Origin of the sequence: Streptomyces boncukensis (assembly GCF_011045075.1) — a bacterium.
GTDB classification, from domain to species: Bacteria; Actinomycetota; Actinomycetes; order Streptomycetales; family Streptomycetaceae; genus Streptomyces; species Streptomyces boncukensis.
In genome coordinates this window covers 1-9,848 of record NZ_JAAKZZ010000277.1, presented here as the reverse complement: position 1 = coordinate 9,848, position 9,848 = coordinate 1, and the positions used below count along the sequence as shown (strand labels likewise).

At 71.6% G+C, this 9,848-nt stretch carries 8 protein-coding genes; 2 read left to right on the top strand and 6 right to left on the bottom strand.

The window, feature by feature from the left end; all coding sequences use genetic code 11:
• Positions 1 to 1,358: metallopeptidase domain-containing protein (locus tag G5C65_RS23370; protein ID WP_165300885.1), on the top strand; the 1,358-nt coding region annotated here is incomplete at its 5' end.
• Here G5C65_RS23370 and lspA read toward each other — a convergent pair.
• Positions 1,261 to 1,821 carry a signal peptidase II gene (lspA, locus tag G5C65_RS23365; protein ID WP_420903352.1) on the bottom strand — a complete coding sequence of 187 codons (561 nt, stop codon included), beginning with the start codon at positions 1,819 to 1,821 and terminating at the stop codon, positions 1,261 to 1,263. The two genes, G5C65_RS23370 and lspA, sit on opposite strands and share 98 nt — an antisense overlap.
• 34 nt (positions 1,822 to 1,855) lie before the next feature.
• The gene (locus tag G5C65_RS23360; RefSeq protein ID WP_165300884.1) at positions 1,856 to 2,764 is read right to left on the bottom strand and encodes a TraR/DksA family transcriptional regulator; all 909 of its coding nucleotides are present in this window, start codon (positions 2,762 to 2,764) and stop codon (positions 1,856 to 1,858) included.
• 450 nt (positions 2,765 to 3,214) lie between these two features.
• Here G5C65_RS23360 and ileS point away from each other — a divergent pair, with 450 nt between their 5' ends.
• Positions 3,215 to 6,436, top strand: coding sequence for an isoleucine--tRNA ligase (gene ileS, locus G5C65_RS23355; protein WP_165300883.1), 3,222 nt, complete (start codon positions 3,215 to 3,217; stop codon positions 6,434 to 6,436).
• A 78-nt stretch (positions 6,437 to 6,514) separates the two neighbouring features.
• On the opposite strand, the gene G5C65_RS23350 is transcribed toward ileS, so the two are convergent.
• From G5C65_RS23350 to G5C65_RS23335, 4 genes are all read right to left on the bottom strand, one after another.
• Entirely contained in the window at positions 6,515 to 7,942 is a 1,428-nt protein-coding gene (locus tag G5C65_RS23350) for a DivIVA domain-containing protein (RefSeq protein WP_165300882.1), read from the bottom strand.
• Positions 7,943 to 7,994: 52 nt separating this feature from the next.
• A complete protein-coding gene (locus G5C65_RS23345) occupies positions 7,995 to 8,279 on the bottom strand; it encodes a YggT family protein (RefSeq protein WP_165300881.1) in 285 nt (94 codons plus the stop codon).
• Positions 8,280 to 8,343: 64 nt separating this feature from the next.
• Positions 8,344 to 8,982, bottom strand: coding sequence for a cell division protein SepF (locus tag G5C65_RS23340; protein WP_165300880.1), 639 nt, complete (start codon positions 8,980 to 8,982; stop codon positions 8,344 to 8,346).
• 137 nt (positions 8,983 to 9,119) lie between these two features.
• Positions 9,120 to 9,839 (bottom strand): YggS family pyridoxal phosphate-dependent enzyme, encoded by a 720-nt coding sequence (locus G5C65_RS23335; RefSeq protein ID WP_165300879.1) that lies wholly within the window; start codon positions 9,837 to 9,839, stop codon positions 9,120 to 9,122.
• Between the last annotated feature and the right edge of the window lie 9 nt (positions 9,840 to 9,848).

Here is a 9,848-nt window from a genome sequence, read left to right as displayed (position 1 = left end):
CCCCCCGCCGCTCCCGCCGCCGCGGACGGACCGCCGGCAGGCCGACGCTGGCCGCGGCCACGGCCCTCGCCACGGCCGGGCTCGCACTGACACCCGTCAGCGGCGCCGCCGAGGACGTGGAACCGGCCGACCCCGCCGCGTGCACGCTGGCCCCCGCACCGCTCCGCGGCACCGGCGAGGGCCCGGCACGCCGCGGCTTCGTACGCCCCGAGGGGCACCGGCGGGCCGCGATGGTCATGGTCGACTTCAGCGATCTGCCCGCCGTCACCCCGGCCGCCGAACGCGCCGCCTTCTTCTCCCGCTACGGCGACGCCTACCTCAAGCGCGCCTCCTACGGCACCTACCGCCTCACCCTGACGCCCACCCGCACCTGGATACGGATGCCGCGCCCGTGGTCCGCGTACGGCATCGCACGCGGCGCCCCCGTCGAGCGGATGCGCCGCTACGTCCGGGACGCACTGCGCGCCGCCGCCGCCGAGGGCACCCGGCCCGCGGACGCCGACCTGGTCTACGTCGTCGCCGACAGCAACGTCCCGGCCGCCCCGACCGTCTCCCAGGCACACACCTTCCGCACACTGCGGGTGGGCCGCGCCCGGGTACACGGCGCGGCCCTGATATTCGGCCGCGCGGGCGACTCCCCGCTGTGGCAGCGCGGCAACTTCGTCCACGAGGCCAACCACCTCTACGGCCTGCCCGACCTCTACAACGTCCGCAGGGGGGCCACCGTCGAGTACGCGGGCGGCTGGGACACCATGAGCATGGCGGGCATCTCCGACCTGATGGGCTGGCACAAGGCCAAGCTGGGCTGGATACCCCCGCACCGCGTCGACTGCGTCGTCGCGCCCGGCACCACCGAGCACGTGCTCACCCCGATCGGCGCGCCCGGCGCACGCCTCGCGGTCGTCCGCACGGGCCGGTACACGGCGCTCGTCGCCGAGGCCCGCACCCGGACCGGCCTGGACCGGGGCCTGTGCACGGAGGGCGTGCTGCTCTACTCGGTCAGCTCGCGGGTCCCCTCCGGGCTCGGGCCGGTCCGCGTCGTCGACTCCCGCCCGCGGAGCCTGGGCGGGCCGTCCTGCGCCGACCGGCTCCCGGCGGAGCTGGCCGAGCTCTCGGACGCGCCGTTCCGCCCCGGCGAGGGGCACACCTTCGACAACGGCGTGCGCATGGAGGTCACCCGCGCCGCCGACGGCGCGTTCGGTCTCCGGGTACGGGTCCCGGACCGGGACCCGCCGGACACGGCCCAGGGCCCTCAGGGCCCTAGTCCCGGTGCACGCTCCCGTCCGGGTCGAGCCCGCGGAAGGACAGCAGCACAATCAGGATGCCGCCGCACACAATGGCCGAGTCCGCGAGGTTGAAGACGGCGAAGTGCCGGGGCGCGATGAAGTCCACCACCGCGCCCTGGAAGATCCCGGGCGAGCGGAAGATCCGGTCGACCAGGTTGCCGCACGCGCCGCCCAGCAGCAGGCCCAGCGCGATGGCCCAGGGCAGGCTGTAGAGCTTGCGGGCGATACGGGCGATGACGACGACGACCGCCACGGCGATGCCCGTCAGCAGAATGGTCAGCGCCTCGCCGATACCGAAGGCCGCTCCGGGGTTGCGGATCACGTCCAGCTGCAGCAGCGTCCCCGCGACCTCGATCGGCGCGTGGTTCTCCAGCCTGGCCACCACGATCAGCTTGGTGACCAGGTCCAGTGCGAAGGCGAAGGAGGCCACCGCGATCAGCACGGGGATGCGCCGCTTCCGCCGCTCGGGCTCCTCGCCGGTCCGACCGTCAGCACCCTCGTCCGGCGTCTCGATGGGCTGCTCCACCTCAGTCACGTGTTGAGGGTACGACACACACGTACGACCACGGTCAGCGGCGCTCCTGCCGCTGCTTGCACTCCACGCACAGCGTGGCCCGGGGGAACGCCTGCATCCTGGCCTTCCCGATGGGGTTGCCGCAGTTCTCGCAGAGGCCGTACGTCCCCGCGTCCAGCCGCTCCAGGGCGCGCTCGGTCTGGTAGAGCATCTCGCGCGCGTTGGCGGCGAGCGCCATCTCGTGCTCGCGCGTGATGTTCTTGGTCCCGGTGTCGGCGTCGTCGTCCCCGGAGCCGTCCCCGGAGTCCCGCATCAGCCCGGTGAGCGCCTCCTGGGAGGAGGCGATCTCCGTGCGCAGCCGCTCGACCTCGCTCCTGAGCCCCTCCCGCGCCTCGGCGACCTCCTCGGGGGTCCAGGGATCCTCACCGGGGCGGACCGCCAGCTCACCCGGGTACGCCGCGGACGCCGCCTCGGCCCCACGTGCCGAGGGCACCGTCTCGTCCTTCGTCGCCGCCGGAGTCTTCTTCGCAGCCACCGTCTTGGCTCCTGTCGTCTTCGCTGCGGCCTCGGCACTCTGCTCGGCGGGGGCCGCCTTGGCCGCCGATGCGGACTCTCTCGCCTCAGCGGCGGCCCTCCGGGCCGCCGTCGTCGCGCGCGGTGCCGCCTCCTTCCCGGCCGCGGCCTTCTTCACCGCGGGCTTCGCGGCCTTCTTCGCCCCGGCCGCCGCCGTCTTCTTCGCCGCCGCCGTCTTCTTCGCCGGGGCCTTCTTCGCCGCCGGCGCCTTCTTGGCCGCGGCGGTCTTCTTCGCAGCGCTCTTCTTGGCCGCTGTCTTCCCAGCCGGGGCCTTGGTCACGACTTTCCCGGCCGCGGACTTCCCGGCCGGGGCCTTCGTGGCCGTCGTCTTCTTCGCCGTGGTCTTCTTCGCTGCTGCCGACTTCTTCGCGGCGGACTCTCTCGCCACCATGACCGCGGCCCCTTCACATTTTGTGATCTTGCTCGCGAAACGTGACCGGAACGATAAATCGACTTCAAGCACGCGGCAACGGGGCACGCCGGTCTCCCAGCGTTGTGCCCCGCCCGGCGGCCCGAAAACCGCTCCACCGCCGCCCGCGCGGCCCCGTACACTGGGGATGGCGACAGGCGATGAAGGGGACGAGTAGCGTCCGTACGCAGCCAGGAGCGACCCGGGGACGGTGCGAGCCCGGGGGCGAGCGCGATGTGAAGATCACCCCGGAGCCGCCGGAGGAAAGCTCCCCGGAGCGAGTAGAACCGGCTGCGCCATCCCAATGAGGGGGCAGCGGGCGTCGCCCGCCGCCAAGGAGGGTGGTACCGCGGGTCCGCCGCCGTTCCGGCAGGCGTCCTCGTCCCTCCGGACGGAAGAGACGGCTCACATCCGCCGGAGGAAGACCCGACGATGCAATACAACCAGGTGCCCGCCCAGGTCGACCTGCCAGCGCTGGAGCGCGCGGTGCTCGACTTCTGGCGCGAGAGCAAGGTGTTCGCCCGCAGTCTGGAGCAGTCCGAGGGGCGCCCGGAGTGGGTGTTCTACGAGGGCCCGCCCACCGCCAACGGCATGCCGGGCGCACACCACATCGAGGCCCGGGTCTTCAAGGACGTCTTCCCCCGCTTCCGCACCATGCGCGGCTACCACGTCGCCCGCAAGGCCGGCTGGGACTGCCACGGCCTCCCGGTCGAGCTGGCGGTCGAGAAGGAGCTCGGCTTCAACGGCAAGCAGGACATCGAGGACTACGGCATCGCGGAGTTCAACGCCAGGTGCCGCGCCTCGGTGACCCGGCACACCGACGCCTTCGCCGAGCTGACGACCCGGATGGGGTACTGGGTCGACCTCGACGACGCCTACCGCACGATGAACCCCGAGTACATCGAGTCGGTCTGGTGGTCGCTGAAGCAGATCTTCACCAAGGGGCTGCTGGTCGAGGACCACCGCGTGGCCCCCTGGTGCCCCCGCTGCGGCACCGGCCTGTCCGACCACGAGCTGGCGCAGGGGTACGAGACGATCGTCGATCCGTCCGTCTACGTACGGATGCCGCTGACCTCGGGTCCGCTGGCCGGCGAGGCCGATCTGATGATCTGGACGACCACCCCGTGGACCCTGGTGTCCAACCTGGCGGTGGCCGTCCATCCGGAGGTGACGTACGTCGTCGCCACGGACGGCACCGACCGGATCGTCGTAGCCGAGCCGCTGCTCGACAAGGCGCTCGGCGAGGGCTGGGAGCCGACGGGGCAGCGCTTCACGGGCGCCGAGATGAACGGCTGGGCGTACCAGCGTCCGTTCGAGCTGGTCGCCTTTCCGAGCGCCAGCGAGGGAAGCGACGAGCACAGCCCGAGCGCCAGCGAGGGAAGCAACGAGCACAGCCCGAGCGCCAGCGAGGGAAGCCGCCAGCACAGCCCGGGGGCGCACTTCGTCGTCAACGACACCTATGTCACCACCGAGGACGGCACCGGAATGGTGCACCTCGCGCCCTTCGGCGAGGACGACTTCCGGGTGGCCAGGGACAACGGCATCAAGCCCATCGTCCCCGTCCGCTCCGACGGCACCTTCGACCCGGAGCTCCCGCTGGTCGGCGGCCAGTTCTTCAAGAAGGCCGACGAGGCCCTCGTCGCCGACATGGACGCGCGCGGCATCCTCTTCCGGCATGTGGCGTACGAGCACAGCTATCCGCACTGCTGGCGCTGCCACACCGCGCTGATCTACTACCCGCAGCCCTCCTGGTACATCCGCACGACGCAGGTCAAGGAGGCCCTGCTGCGGGAGAACGAGGCCACCAACTGGTTCCCGGACTCCGTCAAGCACGGCCGCTTCGGCGACTGGCTCACCAACAACGTCGACTGGGCCCTGAGCCGCAACCGCTACTGGGGCACCCCGCTGCCCATCTGGCGCTGCTCCGAGAACCACCTCACCTGCGTCGGCTCGCTGGCCGAGCTGACCGAGCTCACCGGCACCGACCAGTCAGGGCTGGACCCGCACCGGCCGTACATCGACGCGGTCGTCTTCCCCTGTCCCGAGCCGGGCTGCGCGCTGGAGGCCCACCGCGTCCCCGAGGTCATCGACGCGTGGTACGACTCGGGCTCGATGCCCTTCGCCCAGTGGGGCTACCCGTACCGGAACAAGGAGCTGTTCGAGAAGCGCTATCCGGCGCAGTTCATCTCCGAGGCCATCGACCAGACCCGCGGCTGGTTCTACACCCTGATGGCCGTCGGCACCCTCGTCTTCGACAGATCGTCGTACGAGAACGTGGTCTGCCTCGGGCACATCCTGGCCGAGGACGGCCGCAAGATGTCCAAGCACCTCGGCAACATCCTGGAGCCCATCGCGCTCATGGAGCGGCACGGCGCGGACGCCGTGCGCTGGTTCATGGCAGCGGGCGGCTCGCCCTGGGCGGCGCGCCGGGTGGGGCACAACACCATCCAGGAGGTCGTCCGCAAGACCCTCCTGACGTACTGGAACACGGTCGCCTTCCAGGCCCTCTACGCCCGTACCTCCGGCTGGGCCCCCGCCGACACCGACCCGGCGCCGAACAAGCGTCCGCTGCTGGACCGCTGGCTGCTGAGCGAGCTGCACGCCCTGATCGACCAGGTGACCCTCGCCCTGGACGGCTACGACACCCAGCGCGCGGGCAAACTGCTGTCCACCTTCGTCGACGACCTGTCCAACTGGTACGTACGCCGCTCCCGCCGCCGGTTCTGGCAGGGCGACCCGGCCGCGCTGCGCACCCTGCACGAGGTGATCGAGACGGTCACCAAGCTGATGGCGCCCGTCACCCCGTTCATCACCGAGCGGGTCTGGCAGGACCTGGTCCTCCCCGTGACGCCCGGCGCCCCCGACTCGGTGCACCTCGCGGACTGGCCGGAGGCCGACCTCGGCCGGATCGACCCCGAGCTGTCCCAGGACATGCTGCTGGTCCGCCGGCTGGTCGAGCTGGGCCGCGCGACGCGGGCCGAGTCCGGCGTCAAGACCCGGCAGCCGCTCTCCCGCGCGCTGATCGCCGCCCAGGGCTTCGAGACCCTCTCCCCCGATCTGCGCAGCCAGATCACGGAGGAGCTGAACGTCTCGGAGCTGGCCTCCCTCTCCGATGTCGGCGGCTCCCTGGTGGACACCACGGCCAAGGGCAACTTCCGGGCGCTGGGCCGCCGGTTCGGCAAGGAGACCCAGAAGGTGGCCCAGGCCATCGCGGCGGCGGAGGCGGCCGAGCTGTCGGTGGCCCTCCGCCAGGGCGCTGCCACGGTCGAGGTGGACGGTGCGCCGGTCGCCCTCACCCCGGAGGAGGTCATCATCACCGAGACCCCCCGCGAGGGCTGGTCGGTCGCCTCCGACTCGGGCGCGACGGTCGCCCTGGATCTGGAGATCACCCCCGAGCTGCGGCGCGCGGGCCTGGCGCGGGACGCGATCCGCCTCATCCAGGAGGCCCGGAAGAACTCGGGGCTGGACGTCGCCGACCGGATCGCGCTGCGGTGGAGCTCCCAGGACCCGGAGGTCGCCCGGTCGCTCGCGGAACACGCCTCCCTCATCACGGAGGAGGTGCTGGCCGCGTCGTACGAGGAGGGCGCGCCGGAGGGGGACGCCCCCTTCACGGACGAGGCCCTGTCGCTGGCCTTCAGCCTGAAGCGGGTCTGAGCCGCACAACGGGCCGGGCCCGAGAGCGGAGAGGTCGTCTCGCTCTCGGGCCCGGCCCGTCATATCAAAGTGCTGGACTCAGCTGTCGTCCTCGTCGATGAGGAAGCCCCGCATCGGAGAGGGCGCCTGCGCGGGCGCGGGCCCGCCCTGCGGCCGCACGGGAGCCATCGGCTGCGTCATCGCGGGCTGCATCTGCTGCTGCCCGCCGTACGACGGGCCGGCACCGCCCTGCGTGTGCTGCGGACCTGGCCCACCGGGGCCGCCGGCCGGGGCGCCCGCGGGGGCACCCGCACCGGCCCCGGCGGGCGCGCCGACTCCGGTGCCGTTCCCCATGGAGGGGGGGCCGCCCATGGACTGATGGCCGCCCAGCGAGCCGCCGCCGCTGGTCGCGGTGGCCGCACCGGCGGGCGCGCCCGCACCGGCCGACGCCATCGAGGGCGACGGCGGCAGCGAGGCGGTGGCCGGGGTGCGCGGCGGGGCCAGCGAGTCGTCGGCCTGGTTCTCCAGCTGGCGCAGCTGGCTCTCCAGATACGACTTCAGCCGGGTGCGGTACTCGCGTTCGAAGCCGCGCAGATCCTCGACCTTGCGCTCCAGCGTGGCGCGCGCGGACTCCAGGGAGCCCATCGCGACCCGGTGCTTCTCCTGCGCGTCCCGCTCCAGCGCGTCGGCCTTGGCGCGGGCATCCCGCTCCAGGCCCTCGGCGCGGCTGCGGGCCTCGCCCACGATCTTGTTGGCCTCGGAGCGGGCCTCGGCGATGGCCTGGTCGGCGGTCTGCTGCGCGAGCGACAGCACGCGCGCCGCACTGTCGTTGCCCTGGCCGCCGCCGGCGCCGGGCATCTGCGGCGGGCCGCCCTGCGGCCCTGGACCCTGCGGACCACCAGGTCCCATCGGACCACCCTGCTGCTGCGGACCCGGACCCTGCGGACCACCGGGACCCATCGGACCACCCTGCTGCTGCGGCCCTGGGCCCTGCGGACCACCAGGTCCCATCGGACCACCCTGCTGCTGCGGCCCTGGGCCCTGCGGACCACCAGGACCCATCGGGCCACCCTGCTGCTGCGGACCCGGACCCTGCGGGCCCGGACCCTGCGGACCACCGGGGGCCGAGGGCAGCTGCGGCTGGCCGCCGGGGAGCTGCGGCAGGCCGCCCATCGGGCCGCCGGGCCCGCCCTGCTGACCGGGCGGCACCTGCTGGCCGGGGGGGACCTGCTGGCCGGGCGGAACCGGCTGCGGTCCGGATATGGCGGCGGGCACGGGTTGCCCCCCTGGGCGCTGCTGATCCTGAGGTTCAGGAGGCTTTCGCATGCCGCCCTGCTGTTGGTTCTGCGCGGCGGCGCGCGTCGCTGCGGCCAGCTTGGCCCGCAGGTCCTCGTTCTCGCGCAACAGGCGGGTCAGCTCGGCCTCGACCTCATCGAGGAAGGCGTCGACCTCGTCCTCGTCGTAGCCCTCTCGGAGGCGGACGGTCGTGAACTGCTTGTTCCGCACGTCCTCGGGGGTCAGTGGCATCTCTTCACCTCAACGTAAGTCATCGGCATATCGGCAAGACCATATGGATCGTTCACAGCCTGGCTACGATGCTGATCAGGATGTAAACGATGATCATGAGCACGAAGAAGGACAGGTCGAGCGCCACGCCCCCGAAGCGCAGCGGCGGGATGAACCGCCGCAGGAGCTTGAGTGGCGGATCAGTGACAGTGTAGGTGGCCTCCAGAACGACCACCATCGCCTTGCCGGGTTGCCATGACCGGGCGAACTGGAAGACGTAGTCCATCACCAGTCGGAAGATCAGCACGAGCAGGAAGCAGTACAGCGCGATTTGGACCACGTCCAGTGCGGTGCTCATCTACGCGTCCCTCTCCCCTTGGTCCTCGTGCGGCCTCGCGGCCCGTTGCCTTGATCCTGTCGTCTCAGCTCTGGTTGAAGAACCCGCCCTCTGCGATGCGGGCCTTGTCCTCCGCCGTCACGTCGACGTTAGCAGGAGACAGCAGGAACACCTTCTGCGTCACCCGCTCAATACTCCCGTGCAGACCGAAGACCAAACCGGCCGCAAAGTCGACAAGTCGCTTCGCGTCCGTGTCGTCCATCTCGGTCAAGTTCATGATCACCGGGGTGCCCTCACGGAAGTGTTCCCCGATGGTACGGGCCTCGTTGTAGGTCCGGGGGTGCAGCGTGGTGATCCGGTACGGCTCCCGCTCGGACACGACCTTCGGCATGATCACCGGCGCGCTCTTCTCCAGGTTCTGGCGTTCAGGTGTGATGGATGACACCGGAGCAATTCTCCCGGCTCGTCCGGTTTCTGACACGACCGCCGGGGCCGGTGCCGGCTCGCGCTCCCGCTGCGCGGGCGGGTTGAGCACCCGGGGCGGCTCTTCGGGTTCGGTCTTGGGCAGGGAGTGGTGTGACTGATCGGTCTGGTACCGCCTGCGGTCCCGTTCGGGCTCCGGCTCGGGCTCGAACTCGTCGTCGGGGTCGAAACCCCGGCCGTCGTACCCATCGTCCTCCACGAGGCCGAGGTAGACCGCCATCTTGCGCATCGCGCCGGCCATTCTCTGCGTCCTCCGCTCTGTGGTGGATCGGCTCCGTCACCTTCACCGGTGGCCTAGGATCCACGCAGTCCCTCCGCTCAGATTTTCCTGGCGGAAATGACCATATTGTGTGCTGTGGTCCGACTTGCTTGGCGACGTTACCCGAGCCGGGGTCGGTCTCCCAGGACCGCGCTGCCCACGCGCACATGTGTCGCACCGGCCCGCACCGCCTCTTCGAGATCCGAGCTCATCCCTGCCGAGACCATGTTGGCAGCAGGATGCGCAGCGCGCAGGCGGGTTGAGATTTCCCGCAGCCGCTCGAACGCCTCCCCAGGATGCCCAGCGTATGGCCCCGCCAGCGGTGCGACCGTCATCACACCGCCGAGCCGGAGCCCTTCGGCGCCGGCCACCGCGCGCGCCAGCTCCGGCACCGCCTCCGGGGCCGCACCGCCCCGCTCGCCGAGCCGGCCTGACTCGGCGTCAAAGGCCACCTGGATCAGACAGCCCAGCTCGCGCCCGGCCCGCTGGGCGGCGGCGGAGAGCGCCGTCACCAGCCGCGGCCGGTCCACGGAGTGCACGACATCCGCGTAACCCGCCACGGAGCGGGCCTTGTTCGTCTGCAACTGGCCCACGAAGTGCCACGTCAGCGGCGCGTCGGCGCACTCGGCCGCCTTGGGCGCCGCGTCCTGGTCGCGGTTCTCCGCGACGTGCCGCACCCCCAGCTCCGCCAGCAGCCGGACATCACTCGCCGGGTAGGTCTTGGTTACGACTACCAGAGTGACGTCCGCGCGCTTACGCCCCGCCGCGACACAAGCGCTCTCGATGCGCTCCTCCACCCGGGCGAGATTCGCCGCGAGCTGAGCCCTGCGACCGGTCATGCCCCGTCC

Bases quoted from the DNA above. Each gene is read 5' to 3' on its own strand.
- G5C65_RS23335 (WP_165300879.1), bottom strand. From the start codon at position 9,839: ATGACCGGTCGCAGGGCTCAGCTCGCGGCGAATCTCGCCCGGGTGGAG.
- G5C65_RS23350 (WP_165300882.1), bottom strand. From the start codon at position 7,942: ATGCCACTGACCCCCGAGGACGTGCGGAACAAGCAGTTCACGACCGTC.
- G5C65_RS23345 (WP_165300881.1), bottom strand. From the start codon at position 8,279: ATGAGCACCGCACTGGACGTGGTCCAAATCGCGCTGTACTGCTTCCTG.
- G5C65_RS23340 (WP_165300880.1), bottom strand. From the start codon at position 8,982: ATGGCCGGCGCGATGCGCAAGATGGCGGTCTACCTCGGCCTCGTGGAG.
- G5C65_RS23360 (WP_165300884.1), bottom strand. From the start codon at position 2,764: ATGGTGGCGAGAGAGTCCGCCGCGAAGAAGTCGGCAGCAGCGAAGAAG.
- ileS (WP_165300883.1), top strand. From the start codon at position 3,215: ATGCAATACAACCAGGTGCCCGCCCAGGTCGACCTGCCAGCGCTGGAG.